Raw genomic sequence first — 22,582 nt, forward strand, 5'->3', positions numbered from 1 at the left:
CACCTCCTTTTCGTAATGAAGGGCGTCTCATCTTGATTCATGAGACACCCATGTCGATTATTGCAAGTTTTTCGCCATTTCCTCTTTGTAGCCAAACAGGTACGTAAAGATGAAGCCAAATGTATAGGCAATCACAAGTCCTGAGAAGTAGAGTAAATATTTATTATCAGCAATCAGCGGGATAAGTGACAGCCCAGAGACCCCGATTCCAAGTGAAGCAGTCTGCATAACAGCTTGAAATGCTCCGCCTACAGCAGCACCTAGACAAGCAGTAATAAAAGGACGTCCTAGCGGGAGTGTGACCCCGTATAGCAGCGGCTCGCCAATTCCTAGGAAACCAACGGGAAGTGCCCCTTTTACGGTATTTTTTAAGCGCTCGCTCTTCGTTTTGACGAATACGGCAATCGCTGCCCCGACCTGCCCCGCTCCGGCCATTGCTAAAATCGTTAACAGCGGTGTGACGCCAATGGTGTTAATAAATTCTAAGTGGACTGGTGTTAAACCGTGATGCATGCCAACCATAACGAGTGGCAGGAAGGTACCTGCTAAAATAGCCCCTGCAAACGCACCGCCAACATCTAATACGGCATGCAGGCCTGTCGTAATGCCATCTGATAAAAGACTTCCAATCGGCTGGAGCACTACAATTGTTAATATTCCGACAATTAATACCGTTAAAAATGGCGTTAAAATAATATCTAATGAAGACGGTACACCTTTTCGAATGAATTTTTCTACGTTTGCCATCACCCATCCGGCTAAAATGATCGCAAACAATCCCCCCTGACCAGGTATGAGCTGTTCTCCGAAGAGGGTGATGTCAGCTAAAGCTGGATTAATAATGAGAATACCAGCAATGGCCCCAAGTGCCGGCGTTCCGCCAAATTCCTTTGCCGTGTTCCACCCAACTAAAATACCCAAGTACGTGAAAATCCCTCCACCAATCACAAGTAAGATTTGAAGCCATGTGGTCTCGGGGTCCACACCTGCATTCCTTGCAAAGTTAGCTCCTCCGTTTATCAATCCTGATGCGACAAGCGCGGGAATGAGCGGGATAAATATATTTCCGATTCGTTTTAAAAAGCTCTTGATCGGTGTTCGTTTCACTTGCTGCTTGTTTGGTTGATCCTGCCCCTCGCCCTCATCCACACTGCCTAGCGAATGGCCTGTTATTTGACAAAGCTCCGCTGTCACTTTATTAACGGTACCTGGCCCAACAACAATTTGCAGCGTTTCATCCTCTACTACACCCATGACGCCTGGAAGTTTCTTTAGCTCTTCCATTTGAACCTTTGATAGGTCCTTCACATCTAGGCGTACTCTCGTCATACAATGAGTGATGCTCTTAATGTTTTCCTTGCCGCCAACGAGATCTGCTATCCCCTGTGCGATCATCGTTTCTTTTTTCATTAATTACTCCCCCTTTACGAAGTGATAGAAATCGCTTCTTTTACAAACCCTTGAGCTTTTTCCAGCCGCTTTTTTGCCTCTTCATAAGAAACGTCTGCTAAGATCATCACAATCGCAGGCTTAACTTGCTGCTCTGCTTTTTGAAAAGCATTCTCTGCCGTCAACTCATTTACCCCAGTTGCTTGCACAATAATTTGAATCGCTCTTGCCACAAGCTTTTCATTCGTTGGCTGAACATCGACCATTAAATTATTGTACGCTTTTCCTAAGCCAATCATTGTGGCTGTGGAGATCATATTTAAGACCAGCTTTTGTGCTGTCCCTGCTTTAAGACGGGTAGACCCTGTGAGCACTTCACTCCCGGTTACGACTTCTACTGGACAATCCGCCCACTTGCTGATTTCTGCGTCATGATTACAAGCGATGCTGCCTGTCACAGCCCCTATTTCTTTTGCATATTGCAACGCCCCAATCACATACGGGGTACGGCCGCTTGCTGCAATGCCAATGACTACATCATTTTTTGTGAGATGGATTTCTGCTAAGTCAGCACCTCCTAATTCTAGTGAATCTTCAGCCCCTTCAACTGCTTTTGTAAAAGCCTTCTCGCCTCCTGCAATGAGCCCAACGACCATCGACGGGTCTGTACCAAAAGTCGGCGGACACTCGACTGCATCTAAAACACCTAATCGTCCGCTCGTACCGGCTCCAGCATAGATTAAACGACCGCCATTTTTCAAAGACCTAATCGTTTGTTCTACTAATTTTGCAATATCGGGGATTGCTTTTTTCACAGCAAGAGGTACTTCAGCATCCTCTGCATTCATAACCGTTAAAATCTCTTGAGAGGACATCTCATCCATTCTCATCGTTTTGTCATTTCTACCTTCCGTTGATAAATTGTCCAGCATACCTTCCCAGCTCCTTGGATGAACAGCTAATATTTAGCGCGTTAAAATTAAAATTCTAAATTTATTTATCTTTACCTGAAATTAAATTTCAACAAAGACATCAAAAATCCTCCTTTTTTCTTCAATCTTTTTATTTTCTTTTTTCACTAGCTTTCTCCCTCGAAAGATCAAAGGCCTCAACAAGGTCCTCTCCAATCTGATGAAAAATACTGACATATAAAGCGTCCACTACATTTTGATGTGCGGTTCTAGAAGCAATACTGCCAATTCGTTCTTCCGCTTCAAGATCTGGAATACAAAGTGTAATATCAGACATTTTATATAACGGTGATTGGTTCAATGTGGTAATGGAGATCACAGTAATACCTCTTTCTTTTGCATATTGAGCAATGTCGATGACTTCTTTTGTTTTTCCAGATGTACTGAAAACGAGGATCACATCCCCTTTTTTCATGTACGTGATAAAAGGAACCATATAATGATAGTCGGATGAGGCAGCCGCGTGATAGCCGATCCGCATCAGTTTGTACTGTCCATCAACAGCCGGAGGGTAGGAGCCGCCCACTCCAAATAAAGCCACTTTTTTTGCTTGAACAAACGCAGCCACGGCTTTCTCAAATTCTGAATGACTGAGTGTTTTTAATGTGAGATCGAGTGCCATTTTATTCACATGGGTTACTTTTTGAAACAAGCTGTGCGGCGTGTCATTGGACTCGAGAAGCGACACACTGTTCACCGTCATCGGGCCTTGTGAGAACTCTTTGGCTAACACCACCTTTAACATGCGAAAGCTGTCAAAGCCAATTCGCTTACAAAAGCGGACAATACTTGCCTCACTTGCATCAGCAGCTTCTGCTAATTGTTTGGTCGTCATCGTCGGAACAAATTCTCCGTACTCCAAAATATAATCAGCAACTTTCCGTTCTGCTGCTGTAAATTGATGTATATGCTTTTTTATTTTTAATATGATCATCGTCTCTTCCAAGGAAAGCACCTCCTGACGTCTATTATAAACAATTCATAGATAGAATGTAGCGGTAAAAATGAAGTTAAAGGAAAAAGTACATGGTCATAAGTGTTAGCTTTTAAACTTTAATAGCCATAATCATGTTTTATAGCGGAGTCTACGCATATTTCATCCGCTAGGTTAATGTTTTTTCAGCAATTAAGTGGAGGGATGAGGATGATTCCGGACCGCCTGTGGGAATCGACTATCGGAATGGCTGAAACCGCGTGTTGCGAGACATCAAACGCCTAAGGAAATCGTGGTAGTTGATCAACTGCCTTATAACCGCAGTCGGTAAGCTTGATAAAAAGCAGCTGCGTAATTGGTAAAGTGTTACAATTTCAGACTTAAGACGGAGGCACTCCTTTTCTATTATTTGTAAAATGAAGGTAGAAATGAGGTGATGTTTATGTATTCATTGGAAAGATTGTTATTTGGTACAGGGTTGTTTTTACAAGGTTTGATCACCGTGCTTGTGATCCCGCCGGTTGCTTTTGTTCACATGTATTATCCGGAATTACTGCCGACCCAGCTTGAGCTGTGGCTTGCATATGTTGTCCTCGGAGCTCACCTTATCGGTCTTGTGATCGGATTACAGGCTTACAAACTGTTAGAAACCGAGCCGCAAAAGGCAGCAAAGCGTTTTCTGATCACTGCCCTAGTGATGCTCGTTTTAACAATTGGCGGAACGATTATTCAATCTACGTTATTTCTTATTGCAAGCATGATGATCATAATTAAGGGGCGAAAAGCTGCACCTGTTGAGAGCTGACCTATTGGGGCGGCTCTTTTTGATGAGTATTGGTTTTTGGCGGTGAATGAGGACTAGCATGAAGTGACAAGGCGTGGACTGGCGCAATTACTAGCAGATTGGATACCATTCAGCTGAACACCGACGCATATAGCGTCTGAACTGACGTAATAAATGGAGATCGACGCAATAAGACTTGCAACCGGCGCAATTAGCTGACGGAACCGCGCCTATCCTCCGTCAACTCACGCATAAGCGGTCTCATCTGACGCAATCGCCGCCCCCCCTGACCCACGCAAACCGCTACTCCACTCTCTCCACCTCAATCTTCTTCGCTGAATCGAGAAACTGATTGACCTGAGCCATCACATTTTCACGTTCGCCGTATGCTCCGACCTGCACGCCGTCTACAAGGAGGCGGTATACCTTGACAAGCTTTGGTCGTGGAGCTGGATTTTCATTTAACAATTTCAAATTAAGCGTTTCCTGCAAACCGACGACATGGCCTGTAGCGATGGCTTTGATCACACTTAATTCCTTTAACTTTTTTGAGTCTTCTACATGATCGATGAAGTAGCTCTCAGTCAGGACAGCAGCCATTTTTGTTAAGCGCAGCACGGCATAATTGGCCGTCTTTCTGCCGCGGTCACGAGCCTTAATTTTCCCCAGAATGGCTTGGTGGATGCAGGCTTGAAATTGGCCGGTGTGCTTTGCTGCATGCGGGTGGATAAAGCTTTCAAATCCTGTGCCGCCTCCTGCATTAATATGAACAGAGATGAAGTAATCAGCTCCCCAGCTATTAGCCAGCCGAGCTCTGTCTTCAAGGGAGACGAACATATCACTATCGCGGGTCATCCTGATGAGCACGTCATAATTTCTTAGCAGCACTTCTCGTATTTCACGAGCAATCGTCAATGTTAAATCTTTCTCCACTAAACCATTTGCTACAGCTCCCGGATCTCGTCCGCCATGTCCTGGGTCGATCATTATTTTGATTTTACTCATGCACACCACTCCCTTTTTCTTGTGAGAAATGACTTAAGCGGTGGTCAGGTCCGCTTATGGCAATCACTTTTGTTTGCTGCATCATCCGGGAAAAATTCCTGGCCCCAACCTTATCCTGCAATGCTTTTCCACCTAAATTCGTTGTATAGATTGTATGCTTGCCTATCCGGCTGTCGATAATTTCAAACAGCTTTGATGTTGCCCAGCTAGATGGATCACGTCCGTGCTCAGCGCCGACATCATCCAGGACGACGCAATCAGCTTTTTCTAGCAGCTCTAAATAATTATCTTCTGAGAACTCACTATGTTTGTTGTAGGTTGCTTTTAGTTTTGTTAGGAGTTTCGGTACAGAGATGAAGATCGAGGTGTATCCTGACTCTATCAATACTTTTAGAGCGGCTGATGATAAGTGGGATTTTCCAAGACCGTATGAGCCGGTTAATAGAAGGTTTCTTGGTTTATCTTTTGAATACGTATCACAAAACTCTCTCACTTGCTCGTATGCAGATTTTTGGCTTTCCGTACGTGGGACATAGCTGTCAAAACTTGATTCAAGTAAGTCTTGATTTAATAAGCTTTCACGATCGAATATCTGATAGATTCGCTTTCTCTCTAATTCTTTCCTTCTTTTAAGCACATTCTTTGCCAGTTCAATATCTTCACAGCGGCAGCCATACGTTAATTCCTTTTCTGTTCCTTTCTCCGGTCCGAATGGAATCAAGATCTTTCTAACCGTAATGTTTTCATGGCAGCCTGGACATACCATTCTTTTTACAATATTAGAATCCGAAGTCATAGCTTGAATAGTCGGCGGAAGATGGGCATTGACTTGTTTCATGTGGACTCACCCCTTTCTTCTTCGCATGATATGCAGCCATTTTTTGTTTCCACTTTTCTCGTTCTGCACGAATCTCACCCACCGTCTGCAAGCCTTTGCCGCTCCAATCTTGCAGGATCTTTGAGACATAGCCCCAAGTTCTCACATTTTGCAGGAGCGACACTTTCATCGCTTCAATCACCACTCCACTCGGTTCTGTAAAGGTTGAATCATCGAGCCAGGCATTGATTGATTCAGAGATAAATGGTGAGAGCCTTCCAAATCCGTTCTCTTCATAGAATTGAAACGGAGTTATATCTTTAGTATCTTCTTTTAAATTGTTTTCTTTAATTAATAGGGAACTAGGTTGTGCATTAGGTTGGGAAGAAGATGATGCATTAGGTTGGGTACGATCTTGTGCATATAGTGCACGAGGTTGGTGATGAAGGTTAGTTGATAGGTCGGTCATCGCATATTGAGCAGCTTGACCGCTGCCTCTGCTTTTAAAGGTGAGATAGCCCTTTTCTTCCAGCTCTTTTCGAATGTTATAAAAGTGACGTACCTTCATTCCTGACTTCACGGCAATGACTGATACAGCAACAGTAAACGACTTCGGCCAGCCTGCTTTTTGCCATACTTGCATTAACGCATGCCATGTCGCAATTCCTGATGGGGTGAGCGGGTTTGTTTCTAGTTGGTTGTAGAAAGCTTGGATGTGTTGTTCGTAATTCATGGATTGCCTCCTTAGGGGATAGTTTTGGTTTTTGGTAGATTGGGTTATTTACATTTGCTCAAGCCACACGGGCATTCCGTCACGGTCTCTCACAATACGTCGTTTTTCTTCTGCTAGTTTGGCAAGCAGTGTACCGTAAAAGTACGAATAAATAGTAGATTGTATCTTTTGTTTTTTGTACTGTTGAATGACTTGCTTAAAGGTTTGAATAATAAGTGGAAGGTGGTTTTCAATCGAATCTGTGAATTTCATTCGTTTGAAGGAAGCTTCGGCAATCGACCAAAGCTTAACAGAAAGATTCGGTTCCCAATCAGTGAATGGAGCTGTTGCTTTAGTAAATTCTTGTGGAACGGACGAATTTACTTTTTTCTGAGTGGCTGAATTTACTTTTTTGTGGAGTATGGGACTTGTTCGTTGCTTTGGGGAGATGTTTGAAGAAGTAAAAAGCTGAAAAATATAGATGCTGTGATGGTAGCCGCCCGTTTCGCGGATGGTATGATGCATGGTGATGACCCCTAGTTTCCGAGCTTTCACGAGCATCCTCTCAAATGTTGACCGCGATACCGGGTTTCCACTTGCATGGGCCGCTGCAAGCATTTTGCACACGGTAGACACCGCGACACCGCGATGTGGAATACTTGTTCTAATTAATTGATTCCAGGCAATTCGCTCACTTGGGGTGAAGCATTCCGTATAAAATGCGAGATGCTGCCTGACCTCTTTTTTAAAGTGATCGTCTGTTTGAAAAGAACTTAACTGTTTGTAAGTCTCTATTTTTGTATGTTGCATGTTTGTTGCCTCCTTTAAGTGGTAGGCAAAGCATAACTGAGCAACATAGAGCGCGCATGTTGGTAAAATATCAAAATGAGTGGTCCATATGCTGGTGTTTTGCTTTTTTCGCATAGGGCAAAACGTCATTTTGAGGGGTGGAGAGGTGGTCATTTTAAGAAAATGAGTGTTTTTATTTTTAAAAAACAAAAAGCCTTAGAAGATGAATGCTTCCAAGGCTTGAAAATGGTAGCTGATTATCTTAAATAGGTCATCATCATAAGGAGCAACGGGATGCTGATGACGAAAAATGCGATCGTTTTCCACCTAGATTCTCTAGGTGACTGCAGTAAAAAAATGACCACCCCCGCCCCAAGAATACTTAATGATAAGATTCCCGAAACTGTAGTTTGAAAAATAATATAGTTAAGAAATGCGACAGGGATAAGTAGTACTAATAGAATTCTGATCATTGTTGTCACCTCTTTATATGTACCATAGTAAATAGTCGATAAGAATAACAGTCTAAGCAGGAAAACCTAGACTACTATGAATTAATCATTCGGACCCCATCCTGTAGTATATGTATCATAATAATGCGGTCCTTCTATATAGTGTTGATTTGCTTTATCTGCATAAATTGTGGTCTTGCTGCGTTCTCCCCTAGGCAAAGAGGTTCCCTTAATATATTTATAATAGACTTCATCTTTTACCCAAAATGCATCTGTATTCATGGCGTTAATGATCCCGGCTGCAGTTATTGCTGCACCTGCTTTCCAATTGTAAATTCCTACTAACGTTGCCGCAATTGCGTCTCTCGCCATGCCTTGGATATCTTGTCTGTAGTTCGAGGTGAAGCTATATGTCCAAGGTCCAAGATCTGCATAATTGCTTGTTGTAAACATTAACCCCTCGGTCTGTGCTTCCTTTGTAATATCATCCACATCGGGCGTGTCAATTGTAAATGAATTGGTTTGTCCATTTTCCACTGAAGTAATGTGAGTATGTTCTCTGTCTGTAATGAATTCGGTAGTTCGAATTAATTCGTACTCGCCTTTTTCATTTTGTTTAAATACTTCATTATGTATCACACGGTCATATTCAGAAAGATACATATTTACTTTATAATGATCGCCGTCTTCCACATACGTATATTGTACAAGGTCTTCACCTTCCTGAATGATTTGAACAGCCTCCGCGCCATCGATTTCCACAGTTTGCCCATTAGTATCAGCTGCAACGGACATAGGCAGCACATATCCCATAGTTAATAATAGACTCAAAACTTTCTTCATTGCCTTACACTCCTATCAAGTTTTTTTGAACAAGAAAATTGATTATTCTCATTTTTTGCTTGTTGTCACTATAAATGGTTTTTTTCTGATGAACAAGAGTGTTTCCATTATTTATTAAAATTGGTGTGAAAGTATTGAGACCAATAGAGTGGGGTCATTTATGTAGGAGACTATCAGCAGACCGTTAGATTTACCTGCAAAAAGGTCCGAGTTTATCGCGAATCGGTTCGGATGATAGGGAGAGAACCCCTATTAAAAGTGAAATCACCTGTTAAGCGACCTATATTTAAACCTAATTTAATAGTGTATATGAAAATAAAAACGCTCAGAATTCTGAGCGTTTGTTGATCTATAGTTGCTAGCCTTCTTCTATAAATTCCATTATTCATCACCTATTTTCTTGCATTTCTTAAAACACCCTCTTTTACAAATCCAGACTTTTCATTACAAGCAATGGCAGAAGAATTAAAGTCAAACACTCAGACATTTACCTCTTATTTATATACTTTTAGGATTTCCAGCTGCTACCTCAACGAACATTTTTCGTAACAACAGAACCCATCAGCAAAGACTTTTACCCTTGAATCGTCCCTCTCTTGTCTCGGCAGTCAAATAATAAATGGATCAGACTTTCATAGTATGGTAGAAATTCTTCGTTTTTTATCATCTTCAAAATCTCTTCCTTACTAGCCCATTTCACGGCTTGAACCTCCTCATACTGTAGCGTGAGCGTATGTAATGACACATCTTCTTGAATTAAATATAAGTCATCAAATCCATTCTCAAAGTTAATCGTTAAGTGAGGTCGGATATCCTGAAAATCTATGTGCAAACCAATCTCTTCATGTAATTCTCTTTGCGCAGCAATTTGACTTGTATCTCCTGCAATCGCACTCCCTCCTGCAGTGAGATCCCAGAGATCAGGCCATCCATCTTTAAAGGACTGCCTTTGCTGAATGAGCATTTCTCCATTTGAATTAAAAATGCATACATGAATTACTAAATGAAAATCCCCAGGTTCAAGCTCTTTACCTCGAACCCATGTGCGGTCTGTCTTCCTGCGATTGATATCATACACATCCCATAATTCCACAAGTGTACCTCCTGCTTTGAGTTTATATAGTTACAGGTAAAGCCTATTAATCTTTATACAGTGAGCGCAACAAATGATGTTAAGAAAACCGTGCTCAAACCGTTTACTTTGTAATGTTCCATTCGTTGTTTAAGGTTGATTTATCTTAATTTCATGACTCCCCCTAATTAACTATTTCCTAAAATTAATATCCCTCTTTAGTTTAACATTAATTTCCTTTTCATTAACTTAAAAAACATACCTTGTATAAGGAGGGCAGCCGTTGAGACAAAAAAGGGAGACACCTCTTCGTATATGAATAGTGTCTCCCGTATGGTTGTTCTTTGGTGTTTTCTCACCAGTAACCGAACCTGTAAGCTTTTTTGGTATTAATAATTAATCACATTTCTTCGTCATGTGTAATGGCGGCGGGATTAACCAGCCTTTTTCTTTGTTTAGCTTTAACACTTTAGCGCCGAATTGAGCTTTTGCTGCATGGAACTGGCCATACATCATAGCGATATCTTCTCTGATCGATTGCCCCATCGCTTGGCTGCATGCTACAAGACCGGCAGCTGAGTCAGCTGACAATTTCGCACCGATCTCAGGGTCCATAAAACGAGCTCCAGCAGGAATTGATTCCAGGTCCGCACATGGACGTTCCGGTGATGCTTGTGGAAGTCCTACTCCATTTGCTTTAAGCAGCTCTTCTAATTGCTTGTTCTCGTTTTGTAATCCTTCAATACCTTCTTGAACAAGCTTTTGTAAGTCTTGATCACCGGCATGATTTAATAACGATTGATAGCCAGCAATCATTCCGTTATTTGCAAGTACATTGCTCCATACTGTAAAAACTTCCCCGTAATGCATAGGCTCATCTTGCGGATTCCCACTTAAAATACCCATAACGACACTCCTCGCTAATTTTTGTAGATTCATCATATACCTCGTTTCAGGTGAGGGTTGACATGTCACAGGGGTTATTGTTTGCATTAGAACATTCAAATATGCAATATCTTCATGATAAATGGGTATTATAAGTATGGTACTTCAGCTAGGAATCCAGTTCTTCTTGATAATTTTTCCGATATTTGGACCAATTGATCCATGCTAAAATAATAAAGCTTAATGCCATAATACCAAGCTGAAGCGGGTCGCGATTAAAACCAAATAAAAGATTTATTGCTGCAGCAATAGGAATGAGTAATAAACAGATGATGGCGAGTACTTTATAAAATGTCCGATTATCTTTTGTTGATTGATTCACAGTTTCACCTCAATTTAATGGGTAATTTAAAATGATTTACTGTTAGGATTGTAACATAAAAAACGAACAGCTGATTACACTGCTCGCCAAAACTTGTTTAGTACTCATAAAATCCTTTTCCGCTTTTTCTTCCTAACTTTCCTGCCTCTACCATGTTCTTAAGCAATTGAGGTACCCGGTATTTAGGATCGTTTGTTTTAGTATATAAAGCATCCTGAATATGAAGCATCGTATCTAAACCAATCATATCTGCAAGCCATAATGGACCGATAGGATGATGAGCTCCTAATTTCATGGCTTTATCAATATCTTCTGGGGAGGCTGTGCCTTCCTCTACAAGATAGACCGCTTCACAAATTAATGGGACAAGAAGACGGTTCACCACAAATAGGGGTGTATCCTTTACTCGAATGCTTTCCTTGTTAATGTTCTCTACTAGGCTTTCAGCTATGGCTAATGTTTCTTTGGAAGTTTCTTCCGTTGCGGTTACTTCTACGAGTTTCATGAGCGGCACTGGATTGAAAAAGTGTAATCCTACGACGCGGTCTCGCCTGTTCGTAACAGAAGCCATTTCTGTGATGGATAAACTTGACGTGTTAGATGCTAGAATTGTTTTTGCATCACATAATTCATCTAGTTCTTGGAATATGATTTTCTTCGCTTCTACATTTTCAATAATGGCTTCAACGACCACTTCTGCATCTTTGAGCTTCTGTTTATCTGTTGTAAAGTGAATATTATTTAGTACCTTATTAAACTCTATGCCGTCCTGTTTTTTGCTTAGTGTCTCTAAGCTATTTTTCATATTTACCTTTGCCTGTTGAAGAGCTTCTTCTGAAAGATCGACCAGCACAACTGAGTGGCCGCTCATTGCGAACGATTGAGCAATGCCATTCCCCATAATCCCTGAACCTATGACTGCAAGTTTCATTTATGTTCCTCTCCTTTGTTAAAACAATCGGGTACATCGTGACTGTTTAATGGGAATTTTGCCGCTCTTTTCTCCAAGAATGCTTGGATTCCTTCTTTGGCATCAGCATTTTTCCCCGCCCAATAAAGAAATTTAGATTCAGCTAAATGGGAAGCATAGGGATGCTCTTGTCCGCTCATTTTCCAGATCAATAGTCGTGTAAAACTATTTGAAGTAACTGCTGTTTCTTGTGCAATCATCTTTGCGATTTCGTACGCTTTTTCTAATGGCTGTTCATCCACATATTGCACTAATCCATGATTGAGCGCTTCATCAGTAGGGATATATCTGCCTGTATACATCCATTCCAATGCTTTTCCCACTCCTACAAGACGTGATAAAAACCACCCAGAGGCAGCTTCTGGTCCGATCCCTCTTTTTGCAAATACAAAGCCGATCTTAGCATCTTTTTTCACGATCCGGATGTCCATCGGAAGCGTCATTGTCAGCCCAATCCCTACTGCAGGGCCATTAATCGCAGCGATGATCGGTTTTTTCGATTTATAGACCTGCAAGCTGATTCGACCTCCGCTATCTCGGTAATCTTCCATCTCTTCATTCGAAGAAAATGTCGAACCTCCCTCACTTAAATCCATTCCTGCACAAAACGCTCTGCCCTCACCAGTAACAATAATCACTCTAACCTCGTTGTTCTCATTCGCCTCTTTGTACACTTCTATCAGTTCTTCACACATTTCTTCTGTATAAGCATTCATTTTTACTGGGCGGTTCAAATACACCGTCAGCACACCTTCTGCAAGATTGGTTCTAATTGTTTTGTACAAAGCTTTGGACCCCCTCTTTGTATTCAATCTTTAGTTGTTGAATGATCTCGGCTGTTGTTTCGTGCTTTTTCACGTTGGTTACCCCATGTCCTGCTGACCAAATATTGCGCCATGCTTTGACATCGACCAAGTGCGAAAGATCAATATCATCTCTTGATTGCAGCGTTTTCGGATCAATACCTTCTTTTATGAGGCTCGGCTTCAAAATATTGGCAGACACACCGCTGAATGCATTGGTATAAAGGATATCGTGAGCAGAAGCTTGAATAACCATCTCCTTATACTCGGTATCCGCACTGCTCTCTTCGGCGGCTAAAAAACGTGTCCCCATGTAGGCATAATCCGCCCCCATCATTTTTGCAGCCGCTATATCTTTTCCGGTAGATATACTTCCAGATAGAATAATCGTTCCATGAAAAAATTCTTTTACTTCATTTATAAAAGCGAAAGGATTTAATGTCCCGCCGTGGCCACCTGCTCCGGCACAAACAAGAATCAGTCCATCCACTCCTGTTTCAGCCGCTTTTTTTGCATGGTTAACCGTCGCCACATCAGAATAGACTAATCCACCATAGCTATGAACCACTTCAATCGCTTCCCCAGGGTGGCCTAAAGAGGTAATAACAATTGGAGGTTGATAGTCTTTGATTAAGGTTAAATCTTCTGTGTATCGATTATTTGATTTTTTATGACAAATGAAATTAACAGCCCAAGGGAGCTCAGGTATTTCCTTTTTTATCTGCTTCATCCACTCCGCACATTGTTCAGCGGGACGAGCATTTAACAGCGGAAAAGAACCAATCACTCCAGACCTTCCCGCTTCAATGACCATTTCAGGAGTAGATACTAAAAACATCGGTGCAATAATTAACGGCAGTTTAGACATTCTCGATCACCATCGCAATTCCTTGGCCGCCGCCAATACATAAACTTACAACTGCGTATCTACCATTCCGTCTTTTAAGCTCATAAGCGGCTGATAGTAAAATACGAGTACCGCTCGCCCCTACAGGGTGTCCAAGAGCAATGGCTCCACCATTAACGTTGGTCTTCTCACGATTTAAGCCTAGTTCTTTTTCAACGGCTAAATACTGGGCAGCGAACGCTTCATTTACTTCAATCACATCCAGGTCTGCTAGCGTAAGATTAGCCCGTTGTAAAGCAGTCTTAATCGCTGGTACAGGTCCGATCCCCATTATGGATGGATCAACTCCAGCAACAGACCAAGAAAGAATTTTAGCAAGAGGGTTAATTTTATTTTCTTTGACAGCATTCTCACCGGCTAACACAACAGAAGCTGCCCCGTCATTAATTCCAGAAGCATTTCCAGCCGTTACGGTTCCTCCTTTTGTAAATGAGGATCTCAGTTTGCTCAATGCTTCTATGCGGCTGTCATGTTTGATATGTTCATCTTTAGTAATGAGTACATTTCCTTTCTTCGTTTTCACTTCAACAGGAACAATCTCTTGTTCAAATCGTTGATTCCTGCATGCATCAGCTGCTCTTTTATTGGATTCTACTGAAAATAGATCCTGTTCTTCTCTTGAAATCTCATATTGATTGGCTAGTCTTTCTGCCGTTAAGCCCATTCCCTCTCCTGTATATTGATCGGTTAACGTTACTAACAGCATATCCTCAAATGTTAAAGAGCCCATTTTCGAGTGTCCAAATCGTTGAGTAAAGTTTGAATAGGGCGATTGAGACATATTTTCAGCTCCGCCAGCTAAAACCACCTTGGCATCTCCTACTAAAATATGTTGGCAAGCGCTCACCACAGCCTGCAGTCCAGAGCCGCATAACCGATTCAGGGTTAATGCCGGTACTTCTTGTGGAATGCCGCCCTCTAGTCCAATATGCCTCGCTAAGTATGAGGCATTCTTTTCAGTATGAATCACATTGCCGTAAATCACATGATCCACTTGAGCAGGTTCGATATGTGAGCGTCTCATTGCCTCAACTGCTGTTGAAACGCCTAGTTTTGTAGCCCCGACTCCGGCAAAAGAGCCACCAAAGGCCGTAAATGCTGTTCTTGCCCCTTCCACTATATATACGTCCGTCATTTTATTCCTCCTCATGTAATGCAAATGAGCCTTTTAATTTAATCTCTTCTCTATCATCCGTTATCTCTATTAGACCTTCTCTCCAACCACCCGTAGCCGACTCTGTGCACTTAGCTTGTATAATTAATTGATCATTTGGATAAGTAGGGCTCATAAACCGAACTTGAATCCTTCTTAATTTTTGATGTGGAAACCATTCTTCAATGGATCTTGCAGCAAGCCCCATCACATACATCCCATGCGCAATAATATCTCGATGCCCTTGATTCTTGGCACAATCCGGCACTGTATGAATCGGATTAAAATCCCCAGATGCTCCCGCGTATTTCACAAGGTCAATCGGCTCAATCGGTCCCATCATCATCGTTTTATGATTCATGTCCGCCTCCTTTTATATCGATTATAGTGGACCGAGCAATTAAAACGAGTTCCCCAAATTGATTGTGATAAATAGTCTTAGTGTAGTAAAATGTCTTCTTTTGTTTGACTACTTCACGCTCAAGGGTGACCTCTGCTGAGATTGTGTCGCCTGAGAACATATCCCTTACATACTCATACTCTAGCTCGCCGTGAAGGACATGTTGTGGACTGAGATTGAGCTCTTTGAAGAATTGATAGATATCACGTTGGTTTGTATAATCGATCACCGTGGCAAAAGTAGGGGGCGCCACCACCCCTCTGTATTCTTTTTCTATAGCTGCTTGTTGATCGTAATAAATAGGATTGGTCAAACCAAGTGATCGTGCGAACTCCCTTACTTTCCCTTGCTCTATTTTAAAAGGCGTATAGTTATGACTTCGATTAATTCTCATGTCATCCCTTCTTTATTTAAATAATCTGAATTTAGTTCCCGTAACTCATAAAATAGATTTAAATAATCTGATGAGATCGTGTTAAATGCGCCATTTCAAATAGATTGGCAACCGAGTGGTTTAAGTGTTTGAAACGAGGATCTTCTATCTCGCCTCGATGCCAGCGGTTATAAATCTGCTGCAAAATGACAGCAAGCTTATAAAAACCAAAGGCTGTATAATACGTAATCTCAGATACGTCACGCCCGCTTTCATTCGCATAATGTTCGATAAATTCTCTCCGGCTTAAAAAACCTGGCTGGTCTGTGATAATATTTATACCTAAATCAGGATCATCCGCTTGACCCCAATAAGCAACTGTCGACCCAAGATCTGTCATCGGATCACCAATTGTTGATAGCTCCCAGTCTAGTACCCCGCAAACCATACTCGGGGCCTTTGGGTGTAATAAAAGATTATTTAGTTTAAAATCGTTGTGAACGATCGTGGTCTCTTTTGTTTTCGGACGTTTTTCAGTGAACCAAGCTTCTAAGTCAGCTAACCCGGCATAGTCTTCCGTTTTCGCTTGTTTATATCGCTTCATCCACCCATATACTTGCCGCTCTAAGTACCCTTCAGGTTTTCCAATATCCGATAAATCAGCTTCCTGATAGTTAATAGACTGCAGCTCTATCATGGCATGAATCACACTTTTCGAGATAAGGGGCCCTGCTTCCTTTGATGTACCATACTCTTTAGGTATACAATCATCTATTGTCACGCCTTGCTTTTTCTCCATTACATAAAAATGCCTGCCCATGACCTCTTGATCCTCACTAAATAAATAAGGTTTAGGAGCCAATGGATATACATGACTAACCTTCTTTAAAATTGAGTATTCTCTTTGCATATCATGCGCTTTTGGCGGAATGGCTCCAAACGGCGGCCTTCTAAGAACGACCTCAAACTCTCCAAATGATAATAAATACGTTATATTCGAATAGCCTTCTGAGAATTTTTTGACGATCATCTCTGCATCAGGAATATCATCCAATGATGCTCGCAGGAGATCTTCCAGCTTACCCCAGTTAACGTATTGATGATCGATACGTTCTTCAGATTTTCTCATAAAAGTCCCCTTTCTATTAGGTATTTTTTCTATAGGTTTATTTTCCTGTAAATTGAGGAGCGCGCTTTTCTTTAAAGGCCTTAACCCCTTCTTGCATATCTTCTGTTAAGCATAAACGGGAGAATAACCTGGACTCTAGCTTTTGACCTTCTTCAAGAGTTCCTTCAAGTCCTTGATCTATGGCTAATTTAGCTTTTGAAATCGCAATGGGACCTTTAGTTGCTATTTGTTCAGCTAACTTTCGGGCTGCTTGATACGACTCACCGTCCTCAGCAACCTCCTCAATCAGGCCGAATGCATAAGCTTCAACAGCAGAGATAGCCGCTCCGGTAAAGATCATTTTCTTTGCCTTCCCTGGTCCGACTAACCTCGCTAGACGCTGAGTGCCTGCGTATCCCGGCAGAATTCCTAAGCTTGTTTCTGGAAGGCCTAGCTTTGCTCTTTTTTCTGCAATTCGAATGTCACAAGCAAGCGCCAATTCTAATCCCGCTCCTAGTGCCAGCCCGTTAATTGCACAAATGACTGGAAAAGGTGCGTGGGCGATTCGATCAAACACCTTTTTTCCTTTCTCAACGAGCTCTATGCCACTCGTTTCAGTTAAACTTGGAAACTGACGAATATCTGCGCCTGCAACGAACGCTTTCTCTCCAGCAGCTCTTATAATCAGAGCTCTGCACCTTGGCTCTCTCAATATATTTTCCATGACTACGTCTAGCTGGGTAATCACCTCATCTGTTAATACGTTTAAAGGAGAGTGATTGATGGTAAGAGAGGCAAAATCTGAGTTTATTTCATATGTGACAAGTTGTGTGTCCCCCATAGTTCCCTTCCTTTCTCGTTCTTAATCATTTATTGAGCAGCTACAAAACGGCCATGTTGATAAATAGGTACTGCCTTCAAGTTTTCAATGTTTGAAAGAACCCAGTGAATGGTGTGTTCATATCCTGTTTGACTCAGCAAGTCGGCTGTTTCTGTTGTTAGCAGATTGATAAAATGTTTGGCCCGCGCCTGTTGATAGGATTCTCTCGCACTTGTTGCAGCATCTGAGAGAGTAAACGTGCCCTGAGTAAGAAGGTGATCAATCAGCTGACCTGCCCCGACAAAATCTTCGATCGAAAATCGTCCGGCATTTCCTGAACAGATGAGGACAACAGATGAATCATCCCCCTTTAAAACAATATCCTCTGACACTCGGTCTCCATTTACTAAGGAGGATGCATATAATCTCTTTGCAAACTGAGCTTTTTGTATCGCAACCGTTCCATTTGTAGAGCAAATTACAGCCGATTGCTTACCCACTGGATGTTCAATAAGGGTAGGATCGGGATAGATAAATTGATCGATCGATTTTCCATTCGATTCTCCCATCAATAGGCAAGGAGTTTGAAGTGTATTTGCTTGGTCTAAAGCAATGGATGCATCTTTTACGGCAAAGACTTCCGTATATTGACTCTCAATTAATGCCGTGATGGTTGATGTAGCCAAAAACACATCAATTACAACTGCCGTGCACCCACATATTAAGTGTGAATCTACAAGTTCTTTTTGAGTAATGACATGAATTTTCCGCATAGCACCTCAACCTTTTTGATGATCAGCATTTTTATCGGATTTAAATAGTAAGGTCGGTTCTTTCACTAAAAAATTTTTAAGTAATAGAAACATATTTTCAATAATGATTAAGAAAAACGAAAGCGGGATTAAAAAGAATAAAGGGTAGAGCGGATAGAGCGTTCCTGCTGCCGGAAACGACATTTGCCTGGCTAACCCATTCATGGCGTAATCGAGCGTATACTTTGCCATAATGACCAGGATAAAGACCTCAATTACCAGCATCCCAATAATTAAACACTTTCTAATCGAACGCTTACACTTTTCGATGAGTAAATCCATGCGCGGCAGTACACCAGACGCGTAAATATAAGCGAGTGCCGGGAAGACGACGAGGGGCATAAAGTAATTTTGTACGATTTCAAATCCCCCGTTAATAGAGTTGCTAAATACATTTCGCAATACCACATCAAAAACAATAAAAAACATCATGCCGAGTAAACTAATGCCACTGATCCATACACCGGCTATTTTCATATAGTCAAACCACTTGTACGCTATCTTTAGGCCATTCATATCCATCATCCTTTCGTTCCTCATTTCATGGAATCAGGCAAAAATGTTACGATACTAGGAAATGCAATCATTAAGCCACAAACGATTACTAATACTGCTAGAGCAAAAACCATACCGATCTTAAAAATCGGTTCTAAGCGGATTTTACTCACACCTGAAACCGCGTATACACTCAACCCAACGGGCGGTGTGATGAGGCCGATTGTACATAGGATCCCTACAAAGACCCCGAACCATAGTAAGTCAACCTGAAGAGCCGTCATTATCGGAAGAAGAACTGGAATGGACATTAAAATAACCGCAGCCCCTTCAATAAACATGAATAGTACAAACAGAACGAGTGAAATGACAATCAACACAAGGGCTGGTGTATCCATAATTGGTTCTAGAAGCGAAAGCAGCTTTCTAGGTAGTAGAGATAACGAAACAAAACGCCCGAAAATCTGAGCACCGATCATGATTAACATGACCATTCCTGTAAGTTTAAGAGTTTCAACAATTGAGACTTTGATAAATCTTGCATTCACTTTTCCAAGAACAAATGCCGTAACTAAACCTACAAATGCTCCGACTGCACCTGCTTCTGTTGGAGTAAAGACGCCCGAGTAGATCCCGCCAAAGATGATCATCATAATCAACATCGCAACAAAACTTACAATAAAAAGCCTGATCGGTGAAACGGTATGAGGAGCTTGTTCATTAATTAGTCCTGCTTCTATTTCAGCTGGCATCTCTTTTTTCTGTAATTTCAAGTAGACCAGCATCACTAAGATAAAGACGATCATGACCATAATTCCAGGGATGATCGCCCCTATAAAAAGTTTTCCCACCGGAGTTTCAGTAGCTACTCCATATAAAATAAGGATAATACTTGGAGGAATGATCCCTGAAAGTGAACCTCCTGCTGCAGCAATGGCTCCTGCAAGCGGTGCACTGTAACCATGTCTTCTTAATTCCGGTATGGCAACTTGCCCCAATGAAGCTGCTGTAGCCGTACCAGACCCAGAAACAGCCCCGAGTACGCCTCCAATGCACATCGTTAAAATACCTAAGATACTATTTTTCCCTCTGGACACTTTATGAACGATATGAAAAATATCTTTGACGATGTCTGAGTGAAGGATAAACTGAGCCATCAAAACATATAAAGGAATCGTCGTCAGGGTATAACTTGCGACCCGGTTAAACGGTTCATTGCCTAAAAGACCAGGGAGAGTAGAAAAACCCTCCAGTAAAATCAACCCAATCACACCGCTTGCGAATAACACCGAATGGATATAGAGACCTGAACTGAGAAAGAGCACTAACATTGTAAGGATAATGCCTATCACTATTAAACTGCTCATCTGTATCCCTACCTTTCTTGTATTCAACCAACAAGAAAGAACCTATCACCATTCGCAATTGTCCATTAAAGATAAACTGTCTGACATCGAAGTGATAGGTTCAACCTTTTTCTTATTTCCGAGCTTATTTGTTACTCCATTTCTTTTAATCCCTCTGGTACATCTCCACCTTGCTCGATGACAATATCACGCCATAAAGTAATTAAGTCCATGCCAGGCAGTCCTTGTGATTCTAATAGTTCTGCATAATTCTCCCATGTTTCTTCAATCCCTTGGTTAATCACATCTTGGACGCCTTGATCAAGATTGGTAAACTCAACAAACTCTCCGCCATCCTCAATATTTTGTTCAATTGCAGCTTCTGCACGGGTAATCCATTCCTCCGCACCAGGTGTAAAGATTTCTTCATTCGCTTGAGTCATAGCCTCTTGCACATGTTCCGGAAGTCCTTCCCACTTTTCATTGCTCATCCCAATAAAGGCATTAAAGTGTCCAAAGTTGACCCCTGTTACGGTGTATTTGAATAGATCTTGGAATCCGTAACCAGACCAGTCTGCAATACTGTAATAGCTGCCATCAAAGGCTCCTCGGCTTAGGGCATCGTACATTTCAACAGCTGGCATCGTGATACTATTGACACCAATTTTGTCTGAATATACTTCATGAATACGTGAGGGCGTACGAAGAGCCGTTCCTTGTATATCTGCTGCTGAGTTGAACTCTTTACCAGTAGTTGAGATGGAATATTCTTGAGTGGTTGAAATAGGGAAAACTTTAAAGTCGGCAAATTGCATCTCTTTATATGTTTTACCATCATCTAATTCAACGTCACTTTCTAATAGGGCTTTCCATGCATTCGATCCAATATGAGTATCTGAATGAGCTAAAGGAAGCATCGTGACTTCAGCCATCGGATATTCACTTGGTTGATAGATTGGCAGAACGAGCCCCACATCAATGGTTCCATTTAATACGGCATCCCCTTCATCTGGAACAGAAACGAGCTCTCCACCTGGGAATGTTTCAAATTCTACTTGACCTTCTGTTAACTCTTCTACTCTCTCCATCCAAGGAACCATCGTATCAGACCACCACGCATGCTGGGTACTTAAGCCAGTAGCTGCTCGAAGCGTAATAACTTCTTGATTTTCGGCTCCATCCTTATCCGTTTCTGGCTCGGAATCTGATGTAGTATTATCAGAACAAGCACCAGCTACAAGGAAACCGCTTACAACCACTGATAGGAAAAGATATTTCTTTAGACGTTTCATCACTAAATCCCCCCAATAATAATGTTTCTCTTCATTCCTTCATAGTCTGTAACCTTTTATCAAATCAATTAGATAAATACTCAAGGATGGACGACTAATTTTCCCCATGTTTGCCGGCTTCCTAATTCATCTAATGCCTGTGGAACTTCTTCAAAAGCATATTGCTGATAGATCAGAGGATCGATTTTCCCTGCCATATATAGTTGCATTAGATCCGCATGAGCTTTTTTCACTTTTTCCGGGAATAACTTTCTGAAGTAGCCAAAATGAACGCCGACGAGCGAATAATTTTTAATCAAGGCGTGATTCATTGGTGCATCAGGAATAGCTCCTCCTGCAAAGCCGATCAACAGCAGCCTACCGTCAAAAGCGATACATTTTCTAGAGCGGTGAAATACCTCTCCTCCCACTGGATCAAAAATGACATCAGCACCCTTACCTTTTGTCACCTCTTTTACCGTTTGATCAAAATCATCTTCACGATAATTGATGACTACGTCTGCTCCTAATCGTTTACAGACTTCCTGTTTTTCAACTGACCCAACTGTCGCAATAACTTTGGCACCAAGTGCTTTCCCTATTTGAATCGCAGCAGATCCAACCCCGCCAGATCCTGCATGTATTAAAAGACTTTCCCCTTTTTGCAAATTGGCTTTTGAAGATAGCGCGTAATAGGCCGTATGGTACGTAATGTGCATTCCTGCCGCTTTTTCAAAAGGAAGGTCCTCTGGAATGGGGTACAAAGCATCTTCCCCTACGGTGACATATTCAGTAAAACCACCGTTTGGGAGCTTCGGTGTGGCCAGTACACGCTTTCCTCTTTCAATTTTCACTCCCTCACCCTTTGCAACAATGATTCCAGCTACTTCAGCACCAGGCGTAAACGGGAGGGAAGGCTTCTCTTGATAAGTACCTTGGCATTGCAGGATATCAAAGAAATTAAGCGAGAACGCTTTTACCTGAATAAGTACTTCTCCTTTTTGTGGAACGGGCTTTGGTGTTTCTTTTATTTCTAGTGCGTCGTTTGGTTCTCCTATTTTTGTTACAAACCATGATTGCATTCCAACA

The 22,582-nt window shown here is 41.7% G+C and carries 27 protein-coding genes and 1 pseudogene; 2 read left to right on the forward strand and 26 right to left on the reverse strand.

The window, feature by feature from the left end; translation table 11 throughout:
• Positions 1–57 precede the first annotated feature (57 nt).
• The 3 genes from PQ478_RS11540 to PQ478_RS11550 form a co-directional block, all read right to left on the reverse strand.
• Positions 58–1,410 carry a PTS transporter subunit EIIC gene (locus PQ478_RS11540; RefSeq protein ID WP_289234310.1) on the reverse strand — a complete coding sequence of 451 codons (1,353 nt, stop codon included), beginning with the start codon at positions 1,408–1,410 and terminating at the stop codon, positions 58–60.
• A gap of 14 nt (positions 1,411–1,424) precedes the next feature.
• Positions 1,425–2,321 carry an N-acetylmuramic acid 6-phosphate etherase gene (murQ, locus tag PQ478_RS11545; RefSeq protein WP_289234311.1) on the reverse strand — a complete coding sequence of 299 codons (897 nt, stop codon included), beginning with the start codon at positions 2,319–2,321 and terminating at the stop codon, positions 1,425–1,427.
• A 130-nt stretch (positions 2,322–2,451) separates the two neighbouring features.
• On the reverse strand, positions 2,452–3,315 hold the full coding sequence (locus PQ478_RS11550) for a MurR/RpiR family transcriptional regulator (protein WP_289234312.1): 864 nt from the start codon (positions 3,313–3,315) through the stop codon (positions 2,452–2,454).
• Positions 3,316–3,736: 421 nt separating this feature from the next.
• Here PQ478_RS11550 and PQ478_RS11555 point away from each other — a divergent pair, with 421 nt between their 5' ends.
• A complete protein-coding gene (locus tag PQ478_RS11555) occupies positions 3,737–4,099 on the forward strand; it encodes a hypothetical protein (RefSeq protein WP_289234313.1) in 363 nt (120 codons plus the stop codon).
• A 282-nt stretch (positions 4,100–4,381) separates the two neighbouring features.
• Here PQ478_RS11555 and PQ478_RS11560 read toward each other — a convergent pair whose 3' ends face one another.
• The 4 genes from PQ478_RS11560 to PQ478_RS11575 are packed head-to-tail and all read right to left on the reverse strand — an operon-like array spanning position 4,382 to position 7,422.
• Positions 4,382–5,083 carry an N-acetylmuramoyl-L-alanine amidase family protein gene (locus PQ478_RS11560; protein ID WP_289234314.1) on the reverse strand — a complete coding sequence of 234 codons (702 nt, stop codon included), beginning with the start codon at positions 5,081–5,083 and terminating at the stop codon, positions 4,382–4,384.
• Positions 5,076–5,921, reverse strand: coding sequence for an ATP-binding protein (locus tag PQ478_RS11565; protein WP_289234315.1), 846 nt, complete (start codon positions 5,919–5,921; stop codon positions 5,076–5,078). Before PQ478_RS11565 ends, PQ478_RS11560 begins: the two co-directional genes overlap by 8 nt.
• A complete protein-coding gene (locus PQ478_RS11570) occupies positions 5,863–6,633 on the reverse strand; it encodes a DnaD domain protein (protein ID WP_289234316.1) in 771 nt (256 codons plus the stop codon). Before PQ478_RS11570 ends, PQ478_RS11565 begins: the two co-directional genes overlap by 59 nt.
• Positions 6,634–6,681: 48 nt before the next feature.
• A complete protein-coding gene (locus PQ478_RS11575) occupies positions 6,682–7,422 on the reverse strand; it encodes a hypothetical protein (RefSeq protein WP_289234317.1) in 741 nt (246 codons plus the stop codon).
• 75 nt (positions 7,423–7,497) lie between these two features.
• Here PQ478_RS11575 and PQ478_RS11580 point away from each other — a divergent pair, with 75 nt between their 5' ends.
• Positions 7,498–7,671, forward strand: a complete 174-nt coding sequence (locus tag PQ478_RS11580; RefSeq protein ID WP_289234318.1) for a hypothetical protein — start codon at positions 7,498–7,500, stop codon at positions 7,669–7,671.
• Here the strand turns inward: PQ478_RS11580 and PQ478_RS11585 are convergent.
• The 19 genes and pseudogenes from PQ478_RS11585 to PQ478_RS11670 form a co-directional block, all read right to left on the reverse strand.
• A complete protein-coding gene (locus PQ478_RS11585) occupies positions 7,659–7,874 on the reverse strand; it encodes a hypothetical protein (protein WP_289234319.1) in 216 nt (71 codons plus the stop codon). The two genes, PQ478_RS11580 and PQ478_RS11585, sit on opposite strands and share 13 nt — an antisense overlap.
• An 81-nt stretch (positions 7,875–7,955) precedes the next feature.
• On the reverse strand, positions 7,956–8,696 hold the full coding sequence (locus PQ478_RS11590) for a hypothetical protein (RefSeq protein WP_289234320.1): 741 nt from the start codon (positions 8,694–8,696) through the stop codon (positions 7,956–7,958).
• Between the two features lie 392 nt (positions 8,697–9,088).
• Positions 9,089–9,175: pseudogene (locus PQ478_RS21990) on the reverse strand (GNAT family N-acetyltransferase); the annotation flags it as partial.
• A 95-nt stretch (positions 9,176–9,270) separates the two neighbouring features.
• On the reverse strand, positions 9,271–9,789 hold the full coding sequence (locus tag PQ478_RS11595; RefSeq protein WP_289234321.1) for an NUDIX hydrolase: 519 nt from the start codon (positions 9,787–9,789) through the stop codon (positions 9,271–9,273).
• A gap of 375 nt (positions 9,790–10,164) precedes the next feature.
• Positions 10,165–10,674, reverse strand: coding sequence for a DUF3231 family protein (locus PQ478_RS11600; protein WP_289234322.1), 510 nt, complete (start codon positions 10,672–10,674; stop codon positions 10,165–10,167).
• A 148-nt stretch (positions 10,675–10,822) separates the two neighbouring features.
• On the reverse strand, positions 10,823–11,035 hold the full coding sequence (locus tag PQ478_RS11605) for a hypothetical protein (RefSeq protein WP_289234323.1): 213 nt from the start codon (positions 11,033–11,035) through the stop codon (positions 10,823–10,825).
• Between the two features lie 97 nt (positions 11,036–11,132).
• Complete coding sequence (locus PQ478_RS11610) at positions 11,133–11,966, reverse strand: 3-hydroxyacyl-CoA dehydrogenase family protein (RefSeq protein ID WP_289234324.1); 834 nt, start codon at positions 11,964–11,966, stop codon at positions 11,133–11,135.
• Positions 11,963–12,790, reverse strand: coding sequence for an enoyl-CoA hydratase-related protein (locus tag PQ478_RS11615; RefSeq protein WP_289234325.1), 828 nt, complete (start codon positions 12,788–12,790; stop codon positions 11,963–11,965). The genes PQ478_RS11610 and PQ478_RS11615 overlap by 4 nt, the downstream gene beginning before the upstream one ends.
• The gene (locus tag PQ478_RS11620; protein WP_289234326.1) at positions 12,774–13,676 is read right to left on the reverse strand and encodes an NAD(P)H-dependent flavin oxidoreductase; all 903 of its coding nucleotides are present in this window, start codon (positions 13,674–13,676) and stop codon (positions 12,774–12,776) included. Before PQ478_RS11620 ends, PQ478_RS11615 begins: the two co-directional genes overlap by 17 nt.
• Positions 13,669–14,850 carry an acetyl-CoA C-acetyltransferase gene (locus PQ478_RS11625; protein ID WP_289234327.1) on the reverse strand — a complete coding sequence of 394 codons (1,182 nt, stop codon included), beginning with the start codon at positions 14,848–14,850 and terminating at the stop codon, positions 13,669–13,671. Before PQ478_RS11625 ends, PQ478_RS11620 begins: the two co-directional genes overlap by 8 nt.
• Position 14,851: 1 nt before the next feature.
• Positions 14,852–15,229 carry a MaoC/PaaZ C-terminal domain-containing protein gene (locus tag PQ478_RS11630; RefSeq protein ID WP_289234328.1) on the reverse strand — a complete coding sequence of 126 codons (378 nt, stop codon included), beginning with the start codon at positions 15,227–15,229 and terminating at the stop codon, positions 14,852–14,854.
• Positions 15,219–15,662, reverse strand: a complete 444-nt coding sequence (locus PQ478_RS11635; RefSeq protein WP_289234329.1) for an FAS1-like dehydratase domain-containing protein — start codon at positions 15,660–15,662, stop codon at positions 15,219–15,221. The genes PQ478_RS11630 and PQ478_RS11635 overlap by 11 nt, the downstream gene beginning before the upstream one ends.
• Before the next feature lie 58 nt (positions 15,663–15,720).
• Positions 15,721–16,770: a phosphotransferase family protein gene (locus PQ478_RS11640; protein WP_289234330.1), complete on the reverse strand. Its 1,050-nt coding sequence runs from the start codon at positions 16,768–16,770 to the stop codon at positions 15,721–15,723.
• A gap of 37 nt (positions 16,771–16,807) precedes the next feature.
• Complete coding sequence (locus tag PQ478_RS11645; protein ID WP_289234331.1) at positions 16,808–17,590, reverse strand: enoyl-CoA hydratase/isomerase family protein; 783 nt, start codon at positions 17,588–17,590, stop codon at positions 16,808–16,810.
• Between the two features lie 29 nt (positions 17,591–17,619).
• The gene (locus PQ478_RS11650; RefSeq protein WP_289234332.1) at positions 17,620–18,342 is read right to left on the reverse strand and encodes a 2-phosphosulfolactate phosphatase; all 723 of its coding nucleotides are present in this window, start codon (positions 18,340–18,342) and stop codon (positions 17,620–17,622) included.
• A gap of 6 nt (positions 18,343–18,348) precedes the next feature.
• Entirely contained in the window at positions 18,349–18,906 is a 558-nt protein-coding gene (locus PQ478_RS11655; protein WP_289234333.1) for a TRAP transporter small permease, read from the reverse strand.
• An 11-nt stretch (positions 18,907–18,917) separates the two neighbouring features.
• Entirely contained in the window at positions 18,918–20,243 is a 1,326-nt protein-coding gene (locus PQ478_RS11660; RefSeq protein ID WP_289234334.1) for a TRAP transporter large permease, read from the reverse strand.
• Between the two features lie 131 nt (positions 20,244–20,374).
• Complete coding sequence (gene dctP, locus PQ478_RS11665) at positions 20,375–21,514, reverse strand: TRAP transporter substrate-binding protein DctP (RefSeq protein ID WP_289234335.1); 1,140 nt, start codon at positions 21,512–21,514, stop codon at positions 20,375–20,377.
• An 80-nt stretch (positions 21,515–21,594) separates the two neighbouring features.
• The gene (locus PQ478_RS11670; RefSeq protein WP_289234336.1) at positions 21,595–22,575 is read right to left on the reverse strand and encodes an NADPH:quinone oxidoreductase family protein; all 981 of its coding nucleotides are present in this window, start codon (positions 22,573–22,575) and stop codon (positions 21,595–21,597) included.
• Between the last annotated feature and the right edge of the window lie 7 nt (positions 22,576–22,582).

It is taken from the genome of Alkalihalophilus pseudofirmus, from assembly GCF_029094545.1.
Lineage (GTDB): Bacteria > Bacillota > Bacilli > Bacillales > Bacillaceae_D > Alkalihalophilus > Alkalihalophilus pseudofirmus.

Excerpts from the sequence above, each read along its gene's own strand:
- PQ478_RS11540 (WP_289234310.1), bottom strand. The coding sequence starts at position 1,410 with ATGAAAAAAGAAACGATGATCGCACAGGGGATAGCAGATCTCGTTGGC.
- murQ (WP_289234311.1), bottom strand. The coding sequence starts at position 2,321 with ATGCTGGACAATTTATCAACGGAAGGTAGAAATGACAAAACGATGAGA.
- PQ478_RS11555 (WP_289234313.1), top strand. The coding sequence starts at position 3,737 with ATGTATTCATTGGAAAGATTGTTATTTGGTACAGGGTTGTTTTTACAA.
- PQ478_RS11560 (WP_289234314.1), bottom strand. The coding sequence starts at position 5,083 with ATGAGTAAAATCAAAATAATGATCGACCCAGGACATGGCGGACGAGAT.
- PQ478_RS11565 (WP_289234315.1), bottom strand. The coding sequence starts at position 5,921 with ATGAAACAAGTCAATGCCCATCTTCCGCCGACTATTCAAGCTATGACT.
- PQ478_RS11570 (WP_289234316.1), bottom strand. The coding sequence starts at position 6,633 with ATGAATTACGAACAACACATCCAAGCTTTCTACAACCAACTAGAAACA.
- PQ478_RS11575 (WP_289234317.1), bottom strand. The coding sequence starts at position 7,422 with ATGCAACATACAAAAATAGAGACTTACAAACAGTTAAGTTCTTTTCAA.
- PQ478_RS11580 (WP_289234318.1), top strand. The coding sequence starts at position 7,498 with ATGAGTGGTCCATATGCTGGTGTTTTGCTTTTTTCGCATAGGGCAAAA.
- PQ478_RS11585 (WP_289234319.1), bottom strand. The coding sequence starts at position 7,874 with ATGATCAGAATTCTATTAGTACTACTTATCCCTGTCGCATTTCTTAAC.
- PQ478_RS11590 (WP_289234320.1), bottom strand. The coding sequence starts at position 8,696 with ATGAAGAAAGTTTTGAGTCTATTATTAACTATGGGATATGTGCTGCCT.
- PQ478_RS11600 (WP_289234322.1), bottom strand. The coding sequence starts at position 10,674 with ATGGGTATTTTAAGTGGGAATCCGCAAGATGAGCCTATGCATTACGGG.
- PQ478_RS11610 (WP_289234324.1), bottom strand. The coding sequence starts at position 11,966 with ATGAAACTTGCAGTCATAGGTTCAGGGATTATGGGGAATGGCATTGCT.
- PQ478_RS11620 (WP_289234326.1), bottom strand. The coding sequence starts at position 13,676 with ATGTCTAAACTGCCGTTAATTATTGCACCGATGTTTTTAGTATCTACT.
- PQ478_RS11625 (WP_289234327.1), bottom strand. The coding sequence starts at position 14,850 with ATGACGGACGTATATATAGTGGAAGGGGCAAGAACAGCATTTACGGCC.
- PQ478_RS11630 (WP_289234328.1), bottom strand. The coding sequence starts at position 15,229 with ATGAATCATAAAACGATGATGATGGGACCGATTGAGCCGATTGACCTT.
- PQ478_RS11635 (WP_289234329.1), bottom strand. The coding sequence starts at position 15,662 with ATGAGAATTAATCGAAGTCATAACTATACGCCTTTTAAAATAGAGCAA.
- PQ478_RS11640 (WP_289234330.1), bottom strand. The coding sequence starts at position 16,770 with ATGAGAAAATCTGAAGAACGTATCGATCATCAATACGTTAACTGGGGT.
- PQ478_RS11645 (WP_289234331.1), bottom strand. The coding sequence starts at position 17,590 with ATGGGGGACACACAACTTGTCACATATGAAATAAACTCAGATTTTGCC.
- PQ478_RS11650 (WP_289234332.1), bottom strand. The coding sequence starts at position 18,342 with ATGCGGAAAATTCATGTCATTACTCAAAAAGAACTTGTAGATTCACAC.
- PQ478_RS11655 (WP_289234333.1), bottom strand. The coding sequence starts at position 18,906 with ATGATGGATATGAATGGCCTAAAGATAGCGTACAAGTGGTTTGACTAT.
- PQ478_RS11660 (WP_289234334.1), bottom strand. The coding sequence starts at position 20,243 with ATGAGCAGTTTAATAGTGATAGGCATTATCCTTACAATGTTAGTGCTC.
- dctP (WP_289234335.1), bottom strand. The coding sequence starts at position 21,514 with ATGAAACGTCTAAAGAAATATCTTTTCCTATCAGTGGTTGTAAGCGGT.
- PQ478_RS11670 (WP_289234336.1), bottom strand. The coding sequence starts at position 22,575 with ATGCAATCATGGTTTGTAACAAAAATAGGAGAACCAAACGACGCACTA.